Origin of the sequence: Curtobacterium sp. S6 (assembly GCF_000710345.2) — a bacterium.
Classification (GTDB): domain Bacteria; phylum Actinomycetota; class Actinomycetes; order Actinomycetales; family Micrococcaceae; genus Rothia.
Genome location: NZ_JHEL01000015.1, coordinates 1,532,757 through 1,557,678 on the forward strand (window position 1 = coordinate 1,532,757; position 24,922 = coordinate 1,557,678).

Below are 24,922 nucleotides of genomic sequence, written 5' to 3' on the forward strand. Positions count from 1 at the left end.
CCCGGAGAAAACGAGGAACACATGCCCACGAACACCCAACCGACCATTGCCAAGATCGAGGTCGTGCCGGTCGCCGGTCACGACTCGATGCTGCTCAACCTTTCCGGCGCCCACGCGCCGTTCTTCACCCGGAACATCGTTTTGCTGACCGACAGCGACGGCCGCGTCGGCCTGGGCGAGGTCCCCGGCGGGGAGCCGATTCGCTCAACCATCGAACAGGCCACCGAGACCCTGATCGGGCAGCCCGTGTCCCGTTACAAGAGCCTGCTACGCCAGGTCGCACAGCGGTTCGCGGCCCAAGACGTCGCCGGGCGCGGAAATCAGACCTTCGACCAGCGCGTCACGATCCACGCCGTCACGGCCCTGGAGTCCGCCCTGCTCGATGTAACCGGACAGCGCCTCGAGGTTCCCGTGGCGGAACTTCTGGGCGACGGCCAGCAGCGCGAGAGCGTCCCGATGCTCGGGTATCTCTTCTACGTCGGCGACCCCGATCGCACCGACCTCCCCTATCTCCGGGAACCGGAGGCCTCCGGATGGGATCGGATCCGTCGCGAGGAAGCCGTGACACCGGACGCCGTCGTCCGCCTGGCCCGGGCCGCCCAGGAGAAATACGGGTTCAAGGACTTCAAGCTCAAAGGCGGGGCCCTGGCCGGCGAGGACGAGGTCGAGACCATCAAGGCCCTCAGCCGGGAGTTCCCCGACGCCCGCATCACGTTGGATCCCAACGGTGGCTGGTTGCTCGAGGAGGCGATCCGCTACGGACGCGAGATGGCGGGTCACATCGCCTACGCCGAAGATCCCTGCGGCGCGGAGGGACGCTTCTCGGGGCGAGAGGTCATGGCGGAATTCCGCCGGGCCACGGGGCTGAAGACCGCGACCAACATGATCGCGACCGACTGGAGGGAAATGGCCCACGCCATCCGCGAGGCCTCCGTGGACATTCCCCTGGCGGATCCGCACTTCTGGACGATGTCGGGCTCGACCCGCGTCGCGCAGCTCTGCCACGACTTCGGGCTGACGTGGGGATCTCACTCGAATAACCACTTCGACATCTCCCTGGCGATGTTCACGCACGTCGGTGCGGCGGCGCCCGGCAACATCACGGCCTTGGACACGCACTGGATTTGGCAGGACGGCCAACACCTCACCGAAAAGCCGCTGGAGATCCGCGAGGGTCAGATCGAGGTTCCCCGCGAATCCGGCCTGGGCATCACCATCGACCGCGAGCGCCTCGAGGCGGCCCATCAGCTGTATCTCGAGCACGGCCTGGGCACCCGGGACGACGCCGCGGCGATGCAGTACCTCGTCCCCGGCTGGACCTTCGACCCCAAATGCCCCGCCCTAGCTCACTAGGAGAAACCGTGAATACCACCCCCGACTCCATCCGCCACGTCGCGCTCTCGACCGTCCGGCTCCCCCTGGCCGTCCCCATTTCGGACGCCAAGGTCTTCACGGGCCGGCAGAAGCCCATGACCGAGGTCATTTTCCTTTTCGCGGAGATCACCACGGAACAGGGTCACGAAGGCCTCGGCTTCAGCTACTCCAAACGAGCCGGCGGCCCGGCGCAGTACGCCCACGCCAAGGAGGTGGCCGAGGGCCTGATCGGTCAGGATCCATCGGACATCGCCAAGATCTACACCCAGTTGCTGTGGGCGGGGGCTTCCGTAGGGAGATCCGGCGTCGCCACGCAGGCCCTCGCCGCGATCGACGTTGCCCTGCACGACCTCAAGGCCAAGCGCGCCGGGCTCCCGCTGGCCAAGTTGCTGGGGAGCCACCGCGACTCGGTGCGCACCTATAACACCTCCGGCGGATTCCTGAACGCGTCGATCGAGGAGGTCAAGGACAACGCGGCCCGGTCCCTGGAAGCCGGCATCGGCGGGATCAAGATCAAGGTCGGTCTGCCGGATACCGCGGAAGACCTTCGACGCGTCGCCGCGGTGCGCGAGCACATCGGCCCCGACGTTCCCCTCATGGTGGACGCGAATCAGCAGTGGGATCGCTCGACGGCCCTCCGCATGGGACGCGCCCTGGAGGAATTCGACCTCACGTGGATCGAGGAGCCCCTGGACGCCTACGACGTCGAAGGTCACGCCCGCCTCACCCGGGCCCTGGATACCCCCATCGCGACCGGCGAGATGCTGGCCTCCGTCGCGGAACACGAGCGGTTGATCGACGAGCGCGCGTGCGACATCATCCAGCCGGACTGCCCGCGCGTCGGGGGAATCACGCAGTTTACCCGCCTGCTGACCCTGGCCGACCGCGCCGGATTGGACCTGGCCCCGCACTTCGCGATGGAGATCCACCTTCACCTGGCGGCCACGTATCCGCGGGAACCCTGGGTCGAGCACTTCGACTGGCTCGATCCGCTGTTCAACGAGACCCTCGAAACCCGTGACGGTCGCATGATCGTGCCGGATCGTCCCGGCCTGGGCGTGACCTTCAGCGATCAGGCGAGGGCTTGGACCACCGAGTCCGTGGAGTTCGGAATTCGGTAGGCCCACGAATCCGATATTTCCTCGACAGCGGGGGTCGCCCATTCGGGGCGGCCCCCGCTGCGCGCTACCTGGCCGCCCGTCGGTAAGCCGGTGATGACAATGTCATAATTTTTATCAATTTTTTTCGGATTTACGGAGATATTCACGGATAGTTCCATGCTGAAACTTTATATTTTTAAACTTTGAGATACCGTGGAGTGACCGATGGCAAGACATCTTTTATGTCTCCCGGCGACTCACAGGCCCCAAGCCAGGGGACACTGTGCACCCCTCGCGGCTTCGGCAGCTGGCACTCGCCAGGCCCCTTTTCGTCTCGTCTCAGAATCAGGAACACAGTGAAGAAATCCACACCCTTCTGCGCCGCCACCCTGGCCGGCCTTCTCGCCATCGGCGGATCAGCCGCCGCGAATGCCCACGGGTATATCGGAAATTCGAAATCCGACGTCGTCGCCCGGGCCGCCATGACGTCCAATACCAACCTCGGGGCGGTGCAATACGAGCCCCAATCCATCGAGGCACCCCAGGGCTTCAGCCTTGACCCGTCGACCGGTGGTCCGGCGGACGGCAAGCTGGCTTCCGCGGGCACGTCCCTCGCCAAGAACTTGGACGAGCAGTCTCCCGAGCGCTGGCACGAAAATGAGGTCACCGTCGGCCAAAACCTGAATCTGGGATGGGAGTACACCGCCAAGCACCCGACCTCGAAGTGGCACTACTACATCACCAAGAACGGCTGGGACCAGAACGCCCCGCTGACCCGCTCGGAGCTTCAGCCCCTCGCGACGGTCAACCACGACGGTTCCCTTCCCACCGACGGCACGGCCCACCAGATGAAACTCCCCGAAGACCACACGGGCGACCACGTTATTTACGCGGTATGGGACGTCGCGGACACCTCGAACGCTTTCTACAACACCGTCGATATCCACATCACGGGCGACGCGGAGCCGGAAGAGCCAGATACCGAGGCCCCCTCGGCACCGGGCAACCTGCGCGCCGATGCCGTCACGTCGAAGGGTGTCGATCTGGCCTGGGAGGCCTCCCAAGACAACATGGACGTCGACCACTACGACATCCAGCGCCGCACCCCTGGCGGAGATTTCGCCAAGGTGGGATCCGTTGCGGGAACCTCCTTCAAGGACAAGGACCTCTCCGCATCCACCGAATATGAGTACCGAGTGACCGCCGTCGACGCCGCGGGGAATTCCTCCGAGCCGAGTTCGACGAAGGCCACGACCCACGCCGAGGATGCCAACCCCGGCCCCGATACCGAGGCCCCCGAAGCTCCCAGCCACGTGCATTCGATGGAAACGACGCCTCACGGCGTGGACCTCATGTGGAGCCCGGCCGATGACAACATCGGCGTCGACCACTACGAGGTGCAGCGGGCGAACGGTGGAAAGCCCTTCGAAACGGTCGGCACCACGTCAACGACCTCGCTTCTGGATGAAGGCCTGACCGCCTCGACCAGCTACGACTACCGGGTCATCGCCGTCGACGCCGCCGGACATCGCTCCCCGGCGAGCGAGGTCTTCACCGTCCGCACACACGACGAATCTGAGCCCGACCTCAAGACGTGGTCACCCACCGCGGCCTACGCCAAGGGCGACCGCGTGACTCACGACGGATCAACCTATGAGGCCGTGCAGAACTACCAGGGCCAGGGCGATCCCACCTGGATCGACTCGCTGTCCTTGTGGAAGAAGATCGGCTAGCTCCCGGGTGACCCGCTGCCGCTCGGCGACCCTTCGCGATCCTCGAGCGGTGGCGGGTCACGCGCCGCCGCCGCGCCGAAAAACCCTCAATACATCAAATATTAAAGGTTGGGGATGTTATCCATCACCCGAAAATACGTAAATAGCCACTCGTATTTTTACGTCGTGAATTTTTCGTAAACAGCGACGCACCGCACTCGATGGGGGATAACCGTCCACTGGTACTACTTCGGTGCGCCGCTCGATCGCCACCACAATAGCGGTCAAATGTGTCGATGGCCCATCTGGTTATATGTCCCTTCGGACCGCCGTCCACGCAATGCCCCATACAAAATTGAGATTAAGCGCCGCACGGGTGATGACCAGATTTTTTTGGGGAATCGTTGACCTCCCATTGCGGGAATTCATAACGTTTTTGTTGTCCGAGGCACACCAAAACAACTGATGAAGGAGTCAAGGATGACCTCGATCAAGAACAAGCTCATTGCAGGTAGCGCCATCGCCTTTGTGGCGACCGGAGCCGTTGCGGGAACGGCTACCGCCGCGACCGCCGCTCCCCAGGGCGACGATGTCCAGGTGCAGCAGACCGCCCAGAAGGAACACAAGTTCCAGTACATCAGCCAGGTTCAGGGCCAGGATACGCAGTACTACGATTGCGCTCAGGCTTCGATGCTGATGGCCATTCTGCAGAACGGCGGCGATCTGCCGAGCAAGTACACCGACTCGGACCAGGCCGCGGCGATGTCGCAGCTCCGCGCTGAAGCCGGCGGCGGAACCGGAAACATCCAGAGCAGCGCGATTCCCGGCGTGCTCAGCGACCACGGCGTCGACGGCACCGAGTACGTCGGCAACAACGCCTCCAACGTGATCGACCAGATCAAGGACGGCAAGCAGGCCATCATCCTGACGCAGACCGGCGTGATCTCCGGAGAGGACGCCAACCCGGGCTACGGACACTTCGTCTACGTCTCGGACTACGACAAGGACAAGGGCACCTTCACGGTCAACGACCCGCTGCAGAAGTCCAAGAAGTCCTACCAGGCCACCAAGGACAACATGGACGCGATCATCAACAACCCGGCCGAGGGAAACACCCCCTGGGCCTACGCGGTCTAATGATTCGCTGATCCCCTGGAGTTCACCTCCGATGCCGGCGCTCGGTTTCCCGAGCGCCGGCATCGCCGCGTGTCACCGGGCTGACTAGGCTTGAGACATGTCTGAGCACAATTTCCACGCAGAGCACAAGGTCTCCGGCGGCAAGCTCGTGGTCGCCGATATCACGACCGACGGCGAGCGCATCACGGATGCCAAGATTTCCGGCGACTTCTTTTTGGAACCCGAGGAGGCGTTCTTCGAGCTCGCGCCCGCCCTGGTCGGTTCCTCGGTGACCGACGACGGCACGACCCTGGCCGCGAGGCTCCAGGCGGCCCTTGCGCCTTTCGGCGAGGAGCTCGACCTCCACGGATTCTCGATCGAGGACGTCGCGCTGGTGGTCCGGCGGGCCGTGACGGACGCCAAGGACTTCGGGGACTTCGACTGGTCCATCCTCCGCCCGGGCCCGCTCCCCACGAGCCTGAACGTCGCCCTCGACCAGCTCCTCCTCGACGAGGTCGCCTCCGGCCGCCGCGGGCCGACCGTGCGCTTCTGGGACTGGGACGACAAGGCCACGGTGATCGGTTCCTTCCAGTCCTATGCCAACGAGCTGAACCCCGAGGGAGTCGCGAAGCACGGCATCGACGTCGTCCGGCGCATCTCGGGCGGAGGGGCCATGTTCATGGAGGGCGGCAACTGCGTGACGTACTCGTTGTACGCACCCGAGTCCCTCGTCGCGGGGCTCAGCTACGAGCAGTCCTACGTTTTCCTCGACCAGTGGGTTCTCCAGGCCCTCGGTCAGCTGGGCGTCAACGCCTGGTACAAGCCGATCAACGACATCACCTCGACCGGCGGGAAGATCGGCGGGGCCGCGCAGAAGCGTGTCCGCGGGGCGATCCTGCATCACGTGACGATGTCTTACGACATCGACGCCGACAAGATGACCGAGGTGCTCCGCATCGGCAAGGCGAAGATCTCCGACAAGGGCATCCGCAGCGCCAAAAAGCGCGTCGACCCGCTGCGTCGCCAGACCGGTGAGAGCCGCGAGGCGATCATCCGCACCATGGCCGAGACTTTTCAGGCGCGCACCGGCGCGTCCTGGGAGGAGCTGTCCCCCGCGGACCTCGACGCCGGCCGGGCGCTGGTCGAGGAGAAATTCGGCACGGAAGAGTGGACTCACCGGGTCCCGTGACGAACGGCTCGGGTCGTTGTGGACGACGCCCTTCTCGGTGATTGCCGCGGGCAAGTTCTCCACAGTCCCGTGAAATTTCGCGGTATGGAGGCCGTGCCTGGGTAGGCTGAGAGGGCACCCCATATTGCGGTGATAGGCCAGACAACAGATCCATGATCCACACCAGAGGAACCCGATGACCCAGAATCCCAACGGGCCGCACGCCGGTGGCCCCCCGCACTACGAGGACGCCCACACCTACGGCGCCCCGGGGGCGTACCGGCCTGAGGAGTCCATCCCCGCCAGACCGCTGGCGGACGATGTCAGCAACGGCTGGGTTCCGGAGGATTCCCGGCAGAAAGCCCGCAGCCCGTTCCCGGGTCCGTCGTTGTTCTCCCCTCAGTCCCTCCTGGATGAAGGCCTGCGCAAGAAGCTCCGGCACCCGGGGGAGGTTCCGTGGCTGATCGTCGGCATCTGCTTCACGCTCGCGGCCTACACGTTCGCCTTCTGGATCCTCTTCGTCCGAACGTTCATGCCCATGGTCACGACGCCGACCACCTACGCCGACGCCGATACCGCCTCGACCTTTGACCAGTTGCTCGCCCTCCTCTGCATCCTGCCGATCGTCATCTTCTTCAGCCGCGGCATGCTGTACGGGCAAATGCGGCTCAGCGGCGTGCGGATCACCCCGACGCAGTTCCCCGAGGGGTACAAAATGCTGGTCGAGGCCGCCAAGGCTCACGGCCTGCGGCGCGTCCCGGACGCGTACGTGGTGCTCGGCAACGGCATGATCAACGCCTTTGCCTCGGGCCACGGCCACCGCCGTTTCGTCGCGATCTACTCCGACCTCTTCGAGATCGGGGGCCAGGCCCGAGACCCCGATGCCCTCCGGTTCATCATCGGTCACGAGGTCGGCCACATCGCCGCGGGTCACGTCTCGTACTTCCGTCTGCTCGGCATCTCGGCCTTCCAGAACGTTCCGTTCCTGGCCTCGATCCTTTCCCGCGCCCAGGAGTACACCGCCGACAACTTCGGGTACCGTTACTGCCCCGCCGGGGCCGAGGGCACCATCCGGACCCTTTCCGCCGGCAAGTACCTGAACAAGGAGGTGAACTTCCAGGAGTTCGCCGACCGCGCCGTTTACGAGCGGGGCCTGTTCACCTGGCTGGCGAACCTCAACATGTCTCACCCCGCCCCCACGTGGCGGGCCCACGCCTTGCGCGACCGCGCACGGCCCGGTCGTCTGATCTGGCGGCCACGCACCAACCCGGAGAACACCCCGCTGTCGATGGTCCCGGCCGCCGAGGCTGCCGCGCTGTGGCCGGATCCGTTGCAGGGCACCTCCTTCATCTCGGACTACCCGGAGAAGGAAGACAACCAGCACTGGGGCGTCAACGTGGTCGAGGAGAAGGCCATCACCGAACGACGCGACCGCGTGATCCCGGACCTGCTGGACATCCAGTGGGCGGGCCCCGGTCGTCGAGGGTTCCCCGGTCCGAACGGTCCTCAGGGCCCCGGCATGACCGGAGGCCCGCACGGTTTCGGCCCGTCCAACGGTGGCCCGCAGTCCCCCGGGCCCCAGGGGTTTGGCGCCCAGGCTCCCGGCCACCAGGGTGACGCGCCTCAGGCCCCGGTCCAGCAGGGGCAGCCGCCCCAGGGCCACGGGCCGGAGGAGTCGGGATCGCGGGCACAGGAGCCTCGGGAACCCGGCACGCAGGAAGGATACGGCATCGATCCCGACGGTCCCGCGGGTGGCAACGAGCCCCGTCGGGACTGATTCGGCAGCGCCGACCACCGTCGGCCATTCGATAGGGTGGTCAGTCGTGCGTCGTCTCCATGGCACAGAGCGGTGCCATGGAAACGACGTCGCCGAGGAGTAATCGTGACCGCCAAACCTCCCACGCCAGTCCGGCGTTTCGGATCCATCGTGGGGACCGTCCTGACGTACGTCGCGATCTGGCTCGGGCTGGTATTGCTCATCGCCGGGGTCGGGATCCGATGGTTCTGGGGCCGGATCACCGTGCGGGACATGATGATCAGCCTCCAGAACGTCGACCTTCCGGCCGGGTACACCCGGGAATGGCAGGGGTTCTACGGCATCGTGGTCGCGCCCCTGGTGATCGTCCTGATCCTGGCGGCCTGCCACGCCGGTCACGCGCTTCGCGTCCGCACCCGCCGCCTCGGGGCCTGGGATCAGCGGCCGCGACGACAACGCCGACGCACCCGGGCGCTCTCGCTGGGCCTGGCCCTGATCCTGGTGGTCACCGGGGCCTCCGTGTTCTCGTCCAGCGTCGGCCTGGCCGACTTCGTTCGGGCGTCCCGCTCGACCATGGATATCGGTGACTACTACGCCGCGCCGGAGGTCACCGGTTCCGAGAATCAACGCAATATCGTGAACATATATCTCGAGTCCGGCGAACAGACCCTCTCGGATACGAATCTGTTCGAGAAAGATCCCTACGCGCCCCTCGAAGAGCAAACCTCCGACTGGCAGAGCATCGAGGACTACCAGCAGTACCAGGGCGGCGGATGGACCATGGCCGGATTGGTCTCCTCCCAGTGCGGGATTCCCCTCAAGGGAACCATTGCCCCGTGGTACGGCGGGGGAAATACCGCGCCCCCGGACAGCATCCGGACCTATCTCCAGGGAACGACCTGCCTGGGCGACGTCTTCAAGCAACAGGGCTACAAGAACGTCTTCATGGGCGGGGCCCGGGCGGAGTTCGCGAGCAAAGACACCTTCCTTCAGGATCACGGATACGACGAGGTCAAGGACCTCGACCTCTGGAAGAATTCCGGCGAATCCGAGAAGGACTTCCGCCCGGACTGGGGGCTCAGCGACCAGCGCCTGCTGGACCACGCCAAGGACGAGATCGACCGGTTGCACGCCGAATCCGAGAAGACCGGGCAACCGTTCAATCTCTCGATGTTGACCCTGGACACCCACGAACCCGCCACGGCCTACGATTACTGCCCCGTGGATACCGAGAGCAGACTGATTTCGGTCTACCAGTGCTCGATGGAGCAGGTCGCCGGATACGTGGATTACATGAAGGACAAGGGCTATCTGGACGACACGGCCGTCGTGATCCAGGGGGACCACCTCAAGCACATGACCTCGAGCGATTCGTTCCACGAACAGCTCGATCGGAACGACCACCGCAGCATCGTCAATCGCGTGTGGGTACCCGGACAGGAGAACAAGCGACGCCTGCGGCCCGGCATCGATCAGCTCTCGATGTACCCGACGCTACTCGAGGCCGCGGGTCTGGACATCCGCGATCATTCCGCGGGCCTCGGCGTCTCGGCCTTCACCGACGCGATCCCGGGCGGCTCCGCCCAAGCGCTGGGCCCCCGCGGCTACCGGGAACTCGTGGCCACCGACTCGAAGGACTTTTACACCAGGGCCTGGGACGGCGAAGAGGTCCACGGCTGAGCCCTGTTTCCTCGCCCACCCGCGTGCTATCCTCGACTCGTTTCCATCCCCGAGCACAGGAGAATCCGGTGAAGAGTGCATTCGTCTCCGCCTAACGCTGAGTGAGACGCGCGTCCGCTCAGCCCCCATTCACGCTGAGAAGGATGCACCATGCCTGCACATATTCACATTTCCCTGTCCTCCCTGGGTTTCTCCTGGCCCGACGGCACCCCGTGCCTGACCGATGTCACGGCCGTCTACGGTCCCGGGCTCCACGGAATCATGGGGGCCAATGGGTCCGGAAAATCCACCCTGGCCCGGCTCATCGCCGGGACGATCGCCCCCACCGAGGGCTCCGTGCGCGCCCCGAGCAATCTCGCGGTCCTGCCGCAGGATCTCGGGTTGACCACGTCCACCACCGTCGCCGATCTGCTGGGTATCTCCGGGATCGTGCACGCCATCGACGCCGTGTCCCAGGGCGACCTCTCCGAGGCGACCTTCGACGCCATCGGCGAGGACTGGGACATTGCCGAGCGCGCCGACGCCGAACTGGCGAAATCTGGTCTTCACGGCTTCGATCTCACCCGTCGCATCACGACCCTTTCCGGAGGGCAGGCCGTGCGCGTCGCGCTGGTCGGTCTTCGGCTCTCTCGCGCCGAGGCCGTGATCCTCGACGAGCCCACCAATAATCTCGATGGCGAGGCCCGGGCCGAGCTGTACCGCCTCCTGGAGGACATGCGCCACCGTATGCCCGTGCTGGTCATCAGCCACGATCGCGAGCTGTTGGATCGCTGCGAGTCCATCAGCGAGCTCCGGCCGGCCTCGCCGCGCTCCTCGGTCTCGATCCTGGATCACACCCCGGGAAATTTCACGGCGTGGGAAGAGTCGGTCGAGGCCGCCGGGGCCGCGGCTCGACGCCGCGTGAAGGAGGCCGAGGCGAGCCTGGCGCGGGAGAAGCGCGACCGCATGGCCCAGCAGACCAAGCAGGCGCGGGATGAACGCCGCGGCAAGAAGTTCCAGGAGACCAAACGTAAACCACCCATCGCGATGAACGGGGACAAGATGGCCGCGGAGGTCTCCTCGGCCAAGGCCCGGGCCACCATGGCCGACCGGGAGAACACGGCGAAGGCCCGCCTCGTCGAGGCCGAGGACTCGCTGCGCGAGGATGCTTCGGTGTACCTCGAGCTGCCAGAAACGGCCGTGGGCAACGGGGCAAAAACCTTGGAATTACAACTTTCCGACGATCGTGATCCCGGCGGACACCTCCCCTTGGGCACCCAAGAACGCCACGTGATCCTCACCGGCCCGGAGCACCTGCACCTTGCCGGCCGCAACGGTTCCGGGAAGTCGACCCTGCTGCGCGCCATCGCCGACGAGCCGGGCCAGGGCCCGACCACCCCCGTGGCCTACCCCGGGATGGAACGCATCTACCGGGTGACCCAGAGGATCTCTCCGGTGGGTTACCTGCCCCAGCGCATCGAGCTGGATCCGGACAGCACCGTGCTCGACGTCGTCGCCCAGGCCAATCCCCACGCGAGCGAACAGCAACTCCGCGACGACCTGGCTCGCCTGCTCTTCCGCCGCGATCGGGTCTTCTCGCCGGTCTCGGACCTCTCCGGAGGGGAACGGTTCCGGGTGGCCCTGGCGCGGATCCTGCTCTCTTCGCCCGCGCCCCGTCTGCTTCTGCTCGACGAGCCGACCAATAACGTCGACATGGCCACCGTCGAGTGGCTCGTCGGGGCGCTGGCGGCATTTCAGGGTTGCCTCGTGGTCGTGAGCCACGACGAGTCATTCCTCGCCGAGATCCGCATCGACCGAACCGTCAGGCTCTCGTAGGCCGACGGCCCACCGCCCGGCAGACGCGCCGCTCACTGGGAGACCATGGCCTCCAGGGCGACGTCCACCGCCGAGACCAGCGCGATGTGCGCGAGGGTCTGGGGGAAATTACCGGTCATGCGCTCTCCTCGCACCGAGTACTCGGCGGAGAACAAGCCGACGTCGTTGGCTCGCTCCAGGACGGCGTCGAGAACCGCGCGCCCGCGCTCGACCTCCCCGGACCGGAAGCGCTGCTCCGCGAGCCACAGCGAGGACGCAAAGTGCGGATTGTCCTGCCCCTCGAAGCCATCGAGCCCGTCCGCATTGCGGTACCGGTAGATCAGCCCTCCGCCGGCGTCGAGCTCTCGCTCGATCCGGTCGGCCGTCCCGCGAAGCTCCGGGGAGTCGAAGGGCACGAAGCCGGTGTGCCCGATGTTCAGCAGGGCCGAGTCGACGGTCGTGCCGCCGTAGTACTGGACGAAGGAATTGAGCTCGCGGTTAAAACCGTGGGTCCAGATCTGGTCGGCCAGGCGGTCGCGCGCGGCCTCCCAGCGCTCGGCGTCTCCGGCGAGGCCGTGAGTGCGCACGCCGCGAATTCCGGCCTGCAAGGCCGCCCAGAGCATGATCTGCGAGTGCGTGTAGACGTGCGTCTCCCCGTGCATCTCCCAGATGCCCTGGTCCTCCTCGCCCACGTGCTCCACGGCGGAACCCAGCAACGCTTGTTGCAGCGGCCACGACAGATGATCCTCGGCGTACCCGAGGCGACGCAGCTTTTCGAGCGTGATCATCAACTGCCCCATGGCGTCACCCTGAAGCTGGGTCGCGACGCCGCTACCCCTCCGGACCGGCGTCGATCCCTCGTACCCGGGGATCTTGACCAGTCGCTCGAAGTCGTCGCTCTCGCCCGCCAAGCCGTAGACGTTGTGCAGGCGCGTCGGGTCGTTGGCGATCGCGCGCAGGAGCCAGTTGCGCAGCTGGGAGGCCTCGCGCTCGTGGCCGTGGGTGATCGAAACCTCCACGGCCTGCGCGACGTCCCGCAACCAGCAGAATCGGTGATCCCAGTTGCGCGGGCCGCCCATGACCTCGGGCAGAGACGTGGTGGGCGCGGCGACGAGACCGCCGGTCTCCCGGTTGATGAGCCCCCTGATGACCAGCAGGGATCGCAGGCGGGCCTCTCGATACTCCTGGCGGCGCGCTTCGGTGTCGTCGTCGTTGACGGTGCCCATGGGGACGGCCCCGGTGGTCGCGCTGACCATCGGCATCGCGGTCGTGGTCGGAACGGGTCCGGTGCTGACCGCCACGGGTTCGGTCGGATCGTTGAACTGATCGGACCATTCGCTCCACTGGTCCGCGGTGCGATGCAAGGATTCGTTGAAGTCCACCGCGGGCGGCGGATTGCGGTGGGAGGCAAAGTAGGACAGCGAGAAGTCGCGAACCTGGCCCGCGGAGATGTCGAACTGACCGGCATGGCAGCGGTGAGCGGCCTCCGGGATGGGGTCGCCCCGGTACACGAGCGCATCCGGCCCGGCCATGGCCACGAGCATGCCCTCGGAAGGGTCGGGTTGACCGGTCTGCGGATCGGGGGCGCCGTCGTAGCGCGTGACCCACGGGACGGTCCGGCCGAAGTTGAAACGGAACGCCAGCTCCTGATGCATCGTGACCTCGCCGGTCAGGCCCTCGACCCGGCGGGAGATTTCGGCGCGGTTGCCCAGGGGCATGAAGTCCGTGACGCGCACCGAGCCGGTCTCGGTGGTCCACACAGTGTGGAGCACAAAGGAATTCTCCCCGTAAAAGCGCTCGGCCACACGGCTGGTCGCTTGACCTTCCGGGGCCCCGTCGGCTTCGGGGCGGGGAAAGACCGCCGAGGCGGGGGCCATGAGCCACCGGCCGTGGTCTTCGGTCCCCAAGAGCGCCGCAAAAGCCGCCTCGGAATCGAACCTCGGCGGGCAGAACCAGTCCACGGATCCCTCGCGGGAGACCAGCGCGGCGGTGCTCATGTTGGTGAGCAGAGCGTAGTCCTCGATCTTTGAAGCCATAGGTTAACTCTCCCACAAAGAGGCTCGGGCTTCCCGCCTAGTCAGCCGCGGGGCCGCGTTCGTCACATTTTTCGCCCTTGATGCATACCCCACGGGGGTATACATTGAGGGACATGAGCGCATCACGGAACCAGCAGATCGCGGACTCGACCACCGCGCCGCACGGCTATACGCACGAGAAAGAGGCGTACCTCAAGAGGCTGCGTCGCATCGAAGGCCAGGTCCGGGGCATTCAGCGCATGATCGACGACGACAAATACTGCATCGACATCCTGACCCAGATCTCCGCGGTCAATAAAGCGCTCAACGCGGTCGCGGTCGGCCTGCTGGACGAACACCTGGGGCACTGCGTCGTCGGCGCCGTCAGGGCCGCCTCGGAAGGCGGGGACTCGACCGTGATCGACGAGAAGATCACCGAAGCCACCGCGGCCATCACGCGCCTGGTGCGCAGCTGAGGCCCCGGCGCCGCGTCCCACGCTCCAACACCGTCACGAAAGGATCGTCATGAACACCACCGAAATCTCCGTCCAGGGAATGACCTGCGGCCACTGCGTCGCCTCGGTCACCGAAGAGCTCCAGGAGATCGAAAACGTCTCCGACGTGCAGGTCTCGCTCAACCCCTCCGGCGTCTCGCCCGTGACCATCACCCACGAGGGAACCCTCGATGCGGAGGCCGTCCGGGCCGCCGTCGACGAGGCCGGTTACACCCTTTCCTGATCAGCAACACCTCTTTGACCTCCGGGAAGGCATCATGTCACCCACCACCCAGCCCGGCGCGGGCACCTTCGACCGCACGGGAACCCGCGTCATCGACCTCTCGATCGAGGGCATGACCTGCGCATCCTGCGTGGGCCGGGTCGAACGCAAACTCGGCAAGATCGACGGCGTCGAGGCGAGCGTTAATCTTCCGCTCAAGTCGGCGCGCGTCACCGCGCCCAGCGACATCACCGACGAGGAAATCCTCGAGGCCGTGCGCAAGGCCGGATACGTTCCCGCCCTCAAGGAACAGAACGGCCCTTCCCGGGCCACCGCGGCCCGGGAGAAGGACGCGACCCCAGAAAACGACGCGCCCCGCCCCGAGGACGAGGCCCCCGCTCAGGGCGGGCACGATCACCAGATGGCGATGCCCTCGGAAAGCTCCCTGAGGCGACGCATCTGGGTCTCGACGATCTTCACGGTCCCCCTGTTCGCGATATCCATGATTCCGGGCCTCCAATTCCCGCACTGGGCCTGGGTCGCCGCGGTCCTGGCCCTGCCGGTCGCCACGTGGTCGGCATGGCCGTTCCACGTCACCGCCGCCCGATCCGCGCGCCACGGCGCCTCGACCATGGACACCCTCGTTTCACTGGGCGTGACCATCGCGTATCTCTACTCCCTCGCGCGCCTGATCGCGGACCCCTCCATGACCGCGCACGCGCACCCCGGTGGGGGCATGGCCTCGCACCAGGTGTACTTCGAGACCTCCGCCGTGGTCACGCTCTTCCTTCTGGTGGGCCGGTTCCTCGAGGCCCGGGCCCAGTCCCGGTCGAGCGAAGCGTTGCACAAGCTCCTCGACATGGGCGCACGCGACGTCGAGGTCCTGGAGGACCAGAACGACGCCTCGGGGACCCGCATCGCGATCGACGCCCTCGCACCGGGTGACCTCTTCGTGGTGCGACCCGGCGAGAAGATCGCCACGGACGGCACCGTCCTGCACGGCGAATCCGCGGTGGATGAGTCCATGCTGACCGGAGAGTCCCTGCCCGTGGAGGTCTCCCCCGGCAGCGAGGTCACCGGGGCGACCCTCAACAAGGGTGGGCGCCTGGTCGTCCGCGCTTCCCGCGTGGGCTCAGAGACCACCCTCGCGCAGATGGGTCGCCTCGTCGCCGACGCCCAGTCCTCGAAGGCACCCGTCGCCCGCCTGGCCGACCGCATTTCGGCGGTCTTCGTTCCGGTCGTCCTGGTCCTCGCCGTGCTGACTTTCATCCTGTGGTGGAGCATCGGCGGCCAGCTCACCCCGGCCTTCGTCGCCGCGGTTTCACTCCTGGTCATCGCCTGCCCGTGCGCCCTGGGCCTCGCGACGCCGACCGCCCTGCTGACCGGCACCGGACGCGGCGCGCAACTGGGCATTCTCATCAAATCCGCTCAGGTCCTCGAGGACACCCGGCGCGCGGACACCATCGTGCTGGACAAGACCGGCACGGTGACCCGCGGGGAATTGGCCCTGGAGTCGGTCACACCCGCAGACGACACCGCCGATTCCCGGGACGCCATCCTCCGCCTGGCCGGGGCCGTCGAGAACGCCTCCGAGCACCCCATCGCCCGGGCCATCAGCGCGGCCGCCCGGGCCAGCACCGGATCGTTGCCGAGCGTCGCGGGCTTCGCGAGCGCGGCCGGCGGGGGCGTGCGAGGACGGGTGAGCCTGGACGGTTCGATCCGCAGCGTCGCCGTCGGCAAACCGGGGTGGCTGAGGGAAATCGGGGTCGACGTGCCAACGTCGGTCGATGAGGAGCTCTCACGGATTCAGGGGGAAGGCTCGATCGCTGTCGTCGCGGCCGTCGACGGCGCGGCCGCCGGCATCCTGGCCCTGCGCGATGAGCCGAAGCCCGATGCGGCCGCGACCATCGCCGATCTGCGGGCCATGGGGCTCCGGCCGATCCTTCTGACCGGCGACGCGGAACCGGTCGCGCGCACCGTGGCCCACGAGGTCGGCATCGATCCGGCGGACGTCATCGCGGGGGTATCCCCCGAGCGCAAGGTCGAGCTGATCGAGCAGTTGCAGTCCTCCGGTCACGTGGTCGCGATGGTCGGCGACGGTGTCAACGACGCCGCCGCCCTGGCCCGGGCCGACCTGGGCATCGCGATGGGAGCTGGCACGGACGTCGCCCTGGAGGCCGCCGACATCACGCTCATGCGCAACGAGATGCGCGCGATCGTTCAATCCGTGCGGTTGTCCCAAGCGACCCTCCGGATCATCAAGTCCAGCCTGTTCTGGGCCTTCGGCTACAACGTGATCGCGATCCCCGTGGCGGCCCTCGGGCTGTTGAATCCCATGATCGCGGGCGCCGCGATGGCTTTCTCGTCGGTCTTCGTGGTGCTCAACTCCCTGCGCCTGCGCCGTTTCGGGAGGTGAGCGTCGCGGCCGTCCCCGCTGAGTAAGATCACTGCTTATGGCCCACGAACAACGACCGCAATTGCGGAACACCCTGACCAACCGTCACGTCACCATGATCGCCCTGGGAGGGGTCATCGGCGCGGGGTTGTTCGTCAGTTCGGGGGCCGTGCTGAACACCGTTGGCCCGGCCGCGCTGATCAGTTACATCGTCTCGGGAATTCTGGTCACGCTCATCATGCGGGGCGTCGGCGAGATGGCCGTGCTGCTGCCGGAGGCCCGCAGCATCGAGAATTACCCGCGCATCGGTTTGGGCCGGTGGGCGGGTTTTTCCGTCGGCTGGATGTACTGGTACTTCTGGGTCATCGTCGCGGCCGTCGAGGCAGTGGCGGGCGCCGGCATCATCGGCGGCTTCCTCCCCGACGTTCCGAATTGGGCGATCTGTCTGGGCCTGATCGTGGTCATGACGTTGCTGAATGTGATCTCGGTGCGCGTCTACGCCGAAACCGAATTCTGGCTCGCTTCCATCAAGGTCGTCGCGATCGTGTTTTTCCTGGTGGTCGGGGCGGTCTTCCTGCTGGGGCTGTTCGGTCATTCCCCGGGGCTGTCCCACCTGGAAGGTCACGGCGGGTTCTTTCCCCTGGGCGGCGGCGCCGTGGTCGTGGGCTCGGTGACGGTCCTGTTCTCTTTTGCCGGCGCAGAAATCGCGACCATTGCTGCGGCCGAGTCGCGCGATCCGGCCAAATACGCCGCCCGGGCCACGCGGCAGGTCACCTACCGCATCCTGTTCTTCTACCTGCTGTCCATCGCGGTGATCATCTGCCTGGTGCCGTGGAATACCCCGATGTCGGGTGCGCAGGTCAAGAGCCCGTTCGCGCTGGCCCTGAGCGCCGTGGGCATTCCCTTCGCGGACGTGATCATGGAGGTCGTGGTGCTCACGGCCGTGTTGAGTTCGTTGAACTCGTGCCTCTACCTGACCTCGCGGGTGCTCTTCTCGCTGTCCCGGCACGGTGACGCCCCGCAGTTCCTGACGCGACTCAACCGTCGCGGGGTCCCCACCCGGGCGATCGTTGCGGCGACGCTCGTCAGTTATCTCTCGGTGATCGCCAACTATTTCTTCCCCGAGCAGGTCTTCCTGTTCCTGATCAATTCCTCGGGCGCGATCTGCCTGATCTACTATTTCCTGCTGATGTTGGCGCAGGTGGCCGTCCGCAAGAGGTCCGCCGCGCGGGGGATCGAGCCGAAGTTCCGCATGTGGGGCTATCCGTGGCTGAGTTATCTGACGATGGTGTGGATCGTCGGGGTGCTGATCTTCATGGGCATCAATCCCGCCACCCGGTGGGAGCTCTCGCTCTCGGCGCTGAGCTTCGTGGTGGTCTTGGTCGCGTACCCGATCGTGCGACGTCGGTCGCCGACGCGGCACGATGACCGACCGTCCGAATCGACCCTGACATAACGGGCCGAGCGGCGTAGCCGCGAGCTAGTTGTGCTCCTCCGGATGAGCGCGCTTACCGTACTGCGGGCCGGAGTCCTTCTGACCCGGGCCCTTCTGTTCGGCATCTGCGGAGGACTCGCCCTGCCCCTCCGCCTCGCGCTGGCGGGCTTCACGCTCACGGGCCTCCTTGCGGGCCCTGGCGGCCGCGTACAGGTCGGCAGAGCGGCGGTTGACGCCGGTGCCCTGACCGAGCTCTTCATCGTTGGGCTTCTCCACGATGATCATGGTCGCGCACACCACCAGGGTCACGACGAAGACGCACCCGGCCACGGAGAGGGCCAACCGAAATTCGGGCTGGTTGTTGGTTCCACCGGTGGCAAAGATCGTGATAGCGAAGAATGCGACAACGGCCAGGACCGCCGCAATGACGAGGGGTCCCTTGATATCGGCCTTGATTCCGCGCTTGGGGCGCTGTGCCACGTGTGTTCCTCCTGCTTCGTCGCGATGCCCCTCCAGTCTACGGTGCGGAGCAAACCGTCGGGACCGTTTTCGGGTCCCCACGAGCGATCCTTCGCTACCGGTCCAGACCGGCGGAGTCGGCGCTCGCGGCGTCGTGCCGGAACGTCAGCGCCGCCAGAACCAGGAAGATTCCCACGATAATCGCCCCGCCTCCGGTGATGCCGAACGCCGCCTTGGGACCGAGGTCACCGATCAAGAACAGGACGATGCCCGTTAGGAAAGTCACGAGGCCGGTGATCTTCCAATCCTTCGACATGGCCGAGGTTCCCGTGGTGCGGAATCCCTGAAGGAGCTCGGTAACCCCTCCGATCGAGAGGATCAGGCCGACCACCAGCACCAGGATCGGCACCGAGGCCGAAAAGGCCGTGGTCGCCACGCCCCCGACGAGATACAGGATCCCGTAGGACTGGATCACGCGGCTGTGCGTATTTCCCTCGCCCCAGGCCCGCTGGTTGAGGCTGCGCTGCATGTAGATCAGGGCGATACCCTGGGCGATCAGGTACAGGCCGATGCCCCACTGAACGACCGTGAGTGTCGGTTCCTGCCAGAACACCGTGGTGAGGCCGAAGGCCAGATAGATCAGGGCACGGACGAGGACCGGACCGAAGAGGGCACGGAGTTCTCGGACGGACTGGCTGGGCTGCGGAGCGGACATTCGGCGGGGAGCCTTTCGACGACCTTGGGCACGGCCCCGAACGCGATCGAACCGGGTTCACGCGCGGGTATGGCGGGATTTCAGCTTATCCGCCGACGCCGAGCACGGGAAACGCCGGCGGCGGCCGCTGCCCGTGTGGGGTGGCGGTCGCCGCAGGTGTTTCCGGGGATGTGTAAGACCTAACGTCCCGAGCTACCGGGGCTGGCCTTCCCGTCCGTGCTGTAGGAGGCCGCACCGGTCCCCGCCAGCGCGCCCCCGTCCACGATGAGATACTCCTGCCGCGGCGTCCGCTCGGCGAAGAAGTCCTCGAGGACCTCGATGGTTCCGGCGGCGTATCGAGTCTGTGCGGACAGGCTCGTGCCAGAGATGTGAGGAGTCATCGCCTGGTTCGGCATGCTCCGCCAGGGGTGGTCGGCGGGCGCGGGCTGGGGATACCAGACGTCGCCGCCGTACCCGGCCAGCTGGCCCGATTCCAGGGCCGCAACGACGTCGTCGCGAACCACGATTTCCGCCCTCGCCGTGTTGATGATGTAGGAACCCCGACGCATCGTGTCGATCAGCTCCCGATCAAACAGGTGATAGGTCGCGGGGACCAGCGGGGAATGGATCGACACCACATCCACATTGCGCACCAGGTCCTGAACCGATTCGTGGAAGGTCAGCCCGAGTTCCTGTTCGGTCTCTTCCGGCAACCGGTGAGTGTCGAAGTAGTGCAGATTGACGTCAAACGGCTTCAGGCGCTTGGCCAGGGCCCGCCCGATGCGACCGGCGGCGACGATACCGACGTCGAAGCCCTCCAAATCATAGGAGCGCTCCACACAATCGGCGATGTTCCATCCGCCGTCGGTCGCGTACTGGTGGGAGGGCACGAAATTACGCACGAGGTTCAGGATGGTCATGGCGGCATGCTCCGCCACCGAAATGGAATTGGAATAGGTCACCTCGGCCACGGTGATCCCCGCCTTCATGGCGGCGTCGAGATCCACGTGGTCCGATCCGATTCCCGCCGTGAGGGCAAGTTTCAGGTTCGGCGCCTGAGCGATGCGCTCGGCACTCAGATACGCGGGCCAGAACGGCTGGGAGATGACCACGTCGGCCTCGGGCAGATGCCGGTCGAACTCCGAGTCGGGGCCTTCTTTGTCCGAGGTGACGATCAAGGTGTGGCCGCGCTCTTCGAGGAAACGACGCAGCCCCAGCTCTCCGGAGACGCAGCCCAAGAGGGACCCCGGAGTGAACGGGATCTCCGACGGCGTGGGCAACGTCTGCTCGCTGTCCGGGTACAGCTCCGGCAGGGTGGGGACCGTGTCCCGAGCGTAGGCGGGCGGGTACCCGCCGACGGGGTCCGGATAAAGAACGCAAAGAACGGTGGCCAAAACTTCCTCCTGGAAGGTCGAGCGGGATGCGCCCCTACGACGCACCATCGAGATCCAGTCTTCGCGCGCCTCCGGGTTCCGGTCCAATACTTTTTTCCGACCGGTCGATAGGCGGAGCCTATCGAGCCGACCCGGGCGCCTCCGGCACGCTCGCCTGCGTGGGGGCGGGGGTAGACAGCAGATCCTCGGACCCTGCGACAGACAGCAAGGCCGACAGCGCCGGCGACCCCGGAGTCTGCTTCCGGAACACCAGTCCCACCCTCGGGGAGACCGAAGATTCCAGCGGAACGACGCGCACGGCCTCCGGCAACCCCATGCCATGAACCCATTGCCGGGACACGACGCTGGCCCACCGTCCCGCGGACACGAGCGAGACAAGCGTGGACAAGGAGTCGGTCGTGATCTGCGGCTGCAGCTCCAGGCCGTGTTCGGCCGCTGCCTGGTCCACGAGTTTCCTCCCACGCATCCGGGCGCTCATCAGGCACAGCGGCAGACGAGGAATGGCCGCCCACGGGTCGCGGGTGCCTTCGGTCCCGAGGAGGCCCTCGGCCGCGAGCAGCACCTGTTGCTCGCGGTACAGCGCCATCGTTTCCAGGCCGGGCGGCTCCTTCTCGTTCAGGTAGATCAGACCCGCATCGAGCCGGTAGTGCCGGACGGCCTCGATGATCTCCGAGGACGACATGCTGGACGAGACATTCATCTGCATCCCCGGATGCCGGGCGCAGAAACGGTCCAGGAGAGACGCCGTGGCCACGGATGCCGCGGGGATCGAGCCGATGTCCAGGATGCCCGTCAGATGCCCGCTCACCGCCAGCGCGTCCTGTTTCAGGTCCCGGTAGTCCGCCAGGATCTTCCGGGCCCACACCAGCATGCGTTTCCCCTCCGGCGTCAGCCCCTGGAAGGCATGATCGCGTTGCACCAGTTGGACGCCGATCTCATCCTCGAGGTTGTGGAGGGACTCCGAGAGCGCCGGTTGGGAGACGAAGCAGGCCCGCGCGGCGCGCGCGAAGTGCTCTTCTTCGGCCAGGGCTACGAAATACTCGAGTTGACGCATCTGCATGAACCCATTGGAGCACGCCCAAGCTCCGGCGGCTGCCTCACTCTGCGGACCGCAACGCATCACGCAACAGAATCAGCGCCCGGTGCAGACGCGCCTCGCTCAGGCCGCCGAACCCGACCACGAGTCCCGGTCGGTTTCCGCCGTGGTTCCAGTAGCCGCTCAGCCCGGCGACCGCGACGCCGCGGCTCCGGGCGGCCGCCACGAGCACGTCCTCGTCGGATCCCTCCGGTAGCTCCAGCACCGCGTGGAGACCGCCGTCCATGGGCCGCACCTCGGTCCCTGCGGGCAGCTCCCCCGGGGCGAGCACCTCCGCCAGAAGATCACGACGCCGCCGGTATTCGCGACGCATCCGCGCGGTATGGCGCCGAAGGCCGTCCCCCGCGAAGAAGTAGGTCATGGCGTCCTGCACGACCCCCGAGACCGGCGCCCCGGCGTCGTGCTTGAGGCCGAGCATGTCGGCGCGAGTCTCCGGGGTCATCAGCACGAAGCCCAGCCCCAGACCGGGCGTCAGAATCTTGGCAAAGGACCCCAACGTCACGACGCGGTCGCCCGCCCCGCTGGCGGTGGTGTCCAGGGCGGCGAGGGCCGGTAGCGGCTCCCCGACGTAGCGAAGTTCCGAGTCGTAGTCGTCCTCCACGAGTATCGCCCCGTGCTCGCGCGCCCACCGGATGAGCTCCAGGCGCCGGGTCACCGGCATGGAAGCCCCCAGCGGGTACTGGTGGGACGGCGTCACCAGCACGATATCGGGCCGCCCCGCCCGCCCGGCACGTTCGGGGCCCACCGGCAGGTACTCCGGGTTAAGGCCTTGCTCGTCGAGGGGTACGGGCACCACGAGGTGGCCCAGCGCTTCGGGAACGCGGTGCAGGGAAGGATAGCCGGGGTCCTCGACGGCGACGACCAACCGCCGTCCCAGGCGCCTCGAAACCGCGGTCAGCAGGATCCGCAGGCCGTCCCGCGCGCCGGCCGTGACCAAGACGTCCTCGGGGTCGGCGCGCACCGCACGCACCGTGCGGAGATACTCGGCGAGTTCACGCCGCAGTTCCGCCGAGCCTTGCGCCCCGTATCCGAGGCTCGGCTCGGCGGCCGCGGCACGCCACGCGGCCCGCCACGCGGTGGTGGTCAGCGCCGACGTGTCGGGAGTCCCGGGGCGGATGTCGAATTCCACCCTCGGCATATTCCCTTCCGGGCCACCATCACCCCGCCCGGGCTCCCCCGCCGGGTGCCCGGTTGCCGACGTCGCCAGCGACGGGAGGTCTGGCGTGATGCGCGTGCTTCCGCTGTCGGCAACCAGGTAGCCCTCGCCGGCCAATTGGTCATAGGCCGTGCTGACCGTCCCCCGGGAAATACCCAGCCGCTCCGCGAGCGAGCGCGTGGACGGCACCGGATCCCCCGGGCGTAGGCCCCCGGAGGTCACCAGCAGCCGGATCTGATCGACGATCTGGGTGGGCAAGGGGCCGTCCCCGCGGCGTATGCGCAGCGGGAGATCGGGCGTCGCGCGGGATCTGGGCATGGAGACATTCTAGGAGGCGGGCGCCCCTCCTAGAGGCCGAGGATCGAGGTCGCGATCGTGAAGTAGATGATCAGGCCGGTGGCGTCGCAGAAGGTCGAGATGAACGGGTTGGAGAACACCGCGGGATCCGCGCCCACCCGCTTGGCGATCAGCGGCATGAGCCCGCCGACCACCGCGGCCATGGTGCAGATCGCCAGCAGGGTCAGCCCCATGACGAGACCGATGTGCCAGCCGTACACCACGGAGGCCACCAAGAACCCGAGGGAACCCAGCACCGCGCCAAGGGTCATGCCCACCCGCACCTCGCGCCAGACGACCTTCGGCAGGTCGCGGATGCGCACCTCCCCCACCGCGAGCGCGCGGGTCACGGTGGTCGCCGCCTGGTTGCCGGTGTTGCCGCCGGTCCCGGTCAGCAGCGGGATGAAGAGCGCGAGCACCACGACCTCGTCCAGCCGATCCTCAAAGAATTCCAGAACCTGCACGGTGAGGATCGCCGAGAGGGCCAGAACCACGAGCCAGACGATCCGGCTGCGGACAATACGCAGGATCGGCGTCGACAGGTACGAGCCCGCGAGGGGTTCCGAACCGCCCGATCGCGCGGAGTCCTCCCGGTCCTCCTCCTGGATGATCTCGACGGCGTCGTCAAAGGTCAGGATCCCCACGAGCCGGTCCTCCCGATCGACAATGGGCATCGCGACGAGTTTGTCGTCGATGAATCGTCGGGCCACCGCCTCGCGGTCGTCCATCGCGTGAGCGCTGACCGCCTTGCGCGCGATGTCGCCGAGCTTCTCGCCCGGATTCGTCGAGAGCAACCGCCGGAGGCCGACGACGCCAACCAGCCGCCGCCCGCTCCCCACCACCGGCAGGAGGTACACGGTTTCCGGGAAGTCGATGTTCTCGCGGATCCGCTCGAGCGCTTCTTCGACGGTCAGCTCCTGGGGAAGGCCCAGGACCTCGGGGGACATGTACCGGCCGATCGCCTCCGCGGGGTAGCCCAACACGATGTTGGTCATGCGCCGCTCCTCGGCGCTGAGACCGGACATGATGCGGTCGGCGACCTTGGCCGGCATCTCATCGAGGAGGGAGGCACGATCGTCGGGGTCGAGGGACTCCATGAGGCTCGAGAGCTCGTTGGACCGCAGGTTCTGGGTGAGCCGGGCCTGGTCCGCCGCCGAAAGGTCCTCGAAGACGACCAGCGCAACGGGCTTGTCCAGCATCCGGTAGACCAGCGCGGAGTCGCTGTCGGTCGTGGTGCGGATCAGGTAGGTGATCTCCTTGATCGGCAATTCCCGCACCCTCGAGCGGAGGGTCGCCAGCTCGGTCTCCGTCTCGGGTTGGCGTTTCAGGAGGTCAATCACGGAATCGATGCTGGCCCGTTCGGCTGCCTGGGGCATGGTGACCTCCTCGTGCTCAGGGCGCGCTTCGACGCCCGGGATTCTGCGTGGGAACGGTCACCAGAGTAGCCGCACGAGCGCACGAAAGTTCCCTCATTGTGACCTACCCAATCTCAATACAAATCTTTATGATGATTTGTATTGAAGTT

General features: G+C 66.4%; 19 protein-coding genes. 12 read left to right on the plus strand and 7 right to left on the minus strand.

Going from position 1 to position 24,922, the window contains the following annotated elements; genetic code table 11:
* The first annotated feature begins 21 nt into the window (after positions 1-21).
* The 8 genes from CURSPS6_RS09205 to CURSPS6_RS09240 all read left to right on the plus strand — a co-directional run bounded on the left by CURSPS6_RS09205 (position 22) and on the right by CURSPS6_RS09240 (position 11,721).
* The gene (locus tag CURSPS6_RS09205) at positions 22-1,353 is read left to right on the plus strand and encodes an enolase C-terminal domain-like protein (protein ID WP_030015711.1); all 1,332 of its coding nucleotides are present in this window, start codon (positions 22-24) and stop codon (positions 1,351-1,353) included.
* Positions 1,354-1,361: 8 nt separating this feature from the next.
* Entirely contained in the window at positions 1,362-2,495 is a 1,134-nt protein-coding gene (locus tag CURSPS6_RS09210; protein WP_030015712.1) for an L-talarate/galactarate dehydratase, read from the plus strand.
* A gap of 335 nt (positions 2,496-2,830) precedes the next feature.
* Entirely contained in the window at positions 2,831-4,207 is a 1,377-nt protein-coding gene (locus tag CURSPS6_RS09215; protein ID WP_235503716.1) for a lytic polysaccharide monooxygenase, read from the plus strand.
* 459 nt (positions 4,208-4,666) lie between these two features.
* Positions 4,667-5,323 carry a C39 family peptidase gene (locus tag CURSPS6_RS09220; protein WP_030015715.1) on the plus strand — a complete coding sequence of 219 codons (657 nt, stop codon included), beginning with the start codon at positions 4,667-4,669 and terminating at the stop codon, positions 5,321-5,323.
* Between the two features lie 97 nt (positions 5,324-5,420).
* Complete coding sequence (locus CURSPS6_RS09225; protein WP_030015716.1) at positions 5,421-6,491, plus strand: lipoate--protein ligase family protein; 1,071 nt, start codon at positions 5,421-5,423, stop codon at positions 6,489-6,491.
* A gap of 175 nt (positions 6,492-6,666) precedes the next feature.
* Complete coding sequence (locus CURSPS6_RS12705) at positions 6,667-8,247, plus strand: M48 family metallopeptidase (protein ID WP_051687792.1); 1,581 nt, start codon at positions 6,667-6,669, stop codon at positions 8,245-8,247.
* Positions 8,248-8,352: 105 nt separating this feature from the next.
* Positions 8,353-9,906, plus strand: a complete 1,554-nt coding sequence (locus CURSPS6_RS09235) for a sulfatase-like hydrolase/transferase (protein WP_030015719.1) — start codon at positions 8,353-8,355, stop codon at positions 9,904-9,906.
* 150 nt (positions 9,907-10,056) lie between these two features.
* The gene (locus tag CURSPS6_RS09240; RefSeq protein ID WP_030015720.1) at positions 10,057-11,721 is read left to right on the plus strand and encodes an ABC-F family ATP-binding cassette domain-containing protein; all 1,665 of its coding nucleotides are present in this window, start codon (positions 10,057-10,059) and stop codon (positions 11,719-11,721) included.
* Positions 11,722-11,753: 32 nt separating this feature from the next.
* Here the strand turns inward: CURSPS6_RS09240 and CURSPS6_RS09245 are convergent, their stop codons facing one another.
* Positions 11,754-13,736 (minus strand): glycoside hydrolase family 15 protein, encoded by a 1,983-nt coding sequence (locus CURSPS6_RS09245; RefSeq protein ID WP_030015722.1) that lies wholly within the window; start codon positions 13,734-13,736, stop codon positions 11,754-11,756.
* 113 nt (positions 13,737-13,849) lie between these two features.
* Here CURSPS6_RS09245 and CURSPS6_RS09250 point away from each other — a divergent pair, with 113 nt between their 5' ends.
* From CURSPS6_RS09250 to CURSPS6_RS09265, 4 genes are read left to right on the plus strand one after another with little or no spacing between them, the layout of a single operon-like run.
* Positions 13,850-14,191, plus strand: a complete 342-nt coding sequence (locus tag CURSPS6_RS09250; RefSeq protein ID WP_030015723.1) for a metal-sensitive transcriptional regulator — start codon at positions 13,850-13,852, stop codon at positions 14,189-14,191.
* Between the two features lie 49 nt (positions 14,192-14,240).
* Complete coding sequence (locus CURSPS6_RS09255; RefSeq protein WP_030015724.1) at positions 14,241-14,453, plus strand: heavy-metal-associated domain-containing protein; 213 nt, start codon at positions 14,241-14,243, stop codon at positions 14,451-14,453.
* Positions 14,454-14,487: 34 nt separating this feature from the next.
* Positions 14,488-16,848 carry a heavy metal translocating P-type ATPase gene (locus CURSPS6_RS09260; RefSeq protein WP_030015725.1) on the plus strand — a complete coding sequence of 787 codons (2,361 nt, stop codon included), beginning with the start codon at positions 14,488-14,490 and terminating at the stop codon, positions 16,846-16,848.
* Positions 16,849-16,885: 37 nt separating this feature from the next.
* Complete coding sequence (locus CURSPS6_RS09265; RefSeq protein ID WP_035810392.1) at positions 16,886-18,283, plus strand: amino acid permease; 1,398 nt, start codon at positions 16,886-16,888, stop codon at positions 18,281-18,283.
* A gap of 24 nt (positions 18,284-18,307) precedes the next feature.
* On the opposite strand, the gene CURSPS6_RS09270 is transcribed toward CURSPS6_RS09265, so the two are convergent.
* The 6 genes from CURSPS6_RS09270 to mgtE all read right to left on the minus strand — a co-directional run bounded on the left by CURSPS6_RS09270 (position 18,308) and on the right by mgtE (position 24,773).
* Entirely contained in the window at positions 18,308-18,742 is a 435-nt protein-coding gene (locus CURSPS6_RS09270) for a hypothetical protein (RefSeq protein WP_030015727.1), read from the minus strand.
* Positions 18,743-18,836: 94 nt separating this feature from the next.
* Positions 18,837-19,436, minus strand: coding sequence for a DUF308 domain-containing protein (locus tag CURSPS6_RS09275; protein WP_051687793.1), 600 nt, complete (start codon positions 19,434-19,436; stop codon positions 18,837-18,839).
* Between the two features lie 179 nt (positions 19,437-19,615).
* Complete coding sequence (locus CURSPS6_RS09280) at positions 19,616-20,896, minus strand: NAD-dependent formate dehydrogenase (protein ID WP_235503717.1); 1,281 nt, start codon at positions 20,894-20,896, stop codon at positions 19,616-19,618.
* A 31-nt stretch (positions 20,897-20,927) separates the two neighbouring features.
* Positions 20,928-21,869, minus strand: a complete 942-nt coding sequence (locus tag CURSPS6_RS09285) for a LysR family transcriptional regulator (protein ID WP_030015730.1) — start codon at positions 21,867-21,869, stop codon at positions 20,928-20,930.
* A gap of 37 nt (positions 21,870-21,906) precedes the next feature.
* Positions 21,907-23,379 carry a PLP-dependent aminotransferase family protein gene (locus CURSPS6_RS09290; RefSeq protein ID WP_030015731.1) on the minus strand — a complete coding sequence of 491 codons (1,473 nt, stop codon included), beginning with the start codon at positions 23,377-23,379 and terminating at the stop codon, positions 21,907-21,909.
* Between the two features lie 29 nt (positions 23,380-23,408).
* Positions 23,409-24,773, minus strand: a complete 1,365-nt coding sequence (mgtE, locus tag CURSPS6_RS09295) for a magnesium transporter (RefSeq protein ID WP_030015732.1) — start codon at positions 24,771-24,773, stop codon at positions 23,409-23,411.
* Between the last annotated feature and the right edge of the window lie 149 nt (positions 24,774-24,922).

Bases quoted from the DNA above. Each gene is read 5' to 3' on its own strand.
- CURSPS6_RS09205 (WP_030015711.1), top strand. From the start codon at position 22: ATGCCCACGAACACCCAACCGACCATTGCCAAGATCGAGGTCGTGCCG.
- CURSPS6_RS09220 (WP_030015715.1), top strand. From the start codon at position 4,667: ATGACCTCGATCAAGAACAAGCTCATTGCAGGTAGCGCCATCGCCTTT.
- CURSPS6_RS09225 (WP_030015716.1), top strand. From the start codon at position 5,421: ATGTCTGAGCACAATTTCCACGCAGAGCACAAGGTCTCCGGCGGCAAG.
- CURSPS6_RS12705 (WP_051687792.1), top strand. From the start codon at position 6,667: ATGACCCAGAATCCCAACGGGCCGCACGCCGGTGGCCCCCCGCACTAC.
- CURSPS6_RS09240 (WP_030015720.1), top strand. From the start codon at position 10,057: ATGCCTGCACATATTCACATTTCCCTGTCCTCCCTGGGTTTCTCCTGG.
- CURSPS6_RS09245 (WP_030015722.1), bottom strand. From the start codon at position 13,736: ATGGCTTCAAAGATCGAGGACTACGCTCTGCTCACCAACATGAGCACC.
- CURSPS6_RS09250 (WP_030015723.1), top strand. From the start codon at position 13,850: ATGAGCGCATCACGGAACCAGCAGATCGCGGACTCGACCACCGCGCCG.
- CURSPS6_RS09255 (WP_030015724.1), top strand. From the start codon at position 14,241: ATGAACACCACCGAAATCTCCGTCCAGGGAATGACCTGCGGCCACTGC.
- CURSPS6_RS09260 (WP_030015725.1), top strand. From the start codon at position 14,488: ATGTCACCCACCACCCAGCCCGGCGCGGGCACCTTCGACCGCACGGGA.
- CURSPS6_RS09265 (WP_035810392.1), top strand. From the start codon at position 16,886: ATGGCCCACGAACAACGACCGCAATTGCGGAACACCCTGACCAACCGT.
- CURSPS6_RS09275 (WP_051687793.1), bottom strand. From the start codon at position 19,436: ATGTCCGCTCCGCAGCCCAGCCAGTCCGTCCGAGAACTCCGTGCCCTC.
- CURSPS6_RS09285 (WP_030015730.1), bottom strand. From the start codon at position 21,869: ATGCAGATGCGTCAACTCGAGTATTTCGTAGCCCTGGCCGAAGAAGAG.
- CURSPS6_RS09290 (WP_030015731.1), bottom strand. From the start codon at position 23,379: ATGCCCAGATCCCGCGCGACGCCCGATCTCCCGCTGCGCATACGCCGC.
- mgtE (WP_030015732.1), bottom strand. From the start codon at position 24,773: ATGCCCCAGGCAGCCGAACGGGCCAGCATCGATTCCGTGATTGACCTC.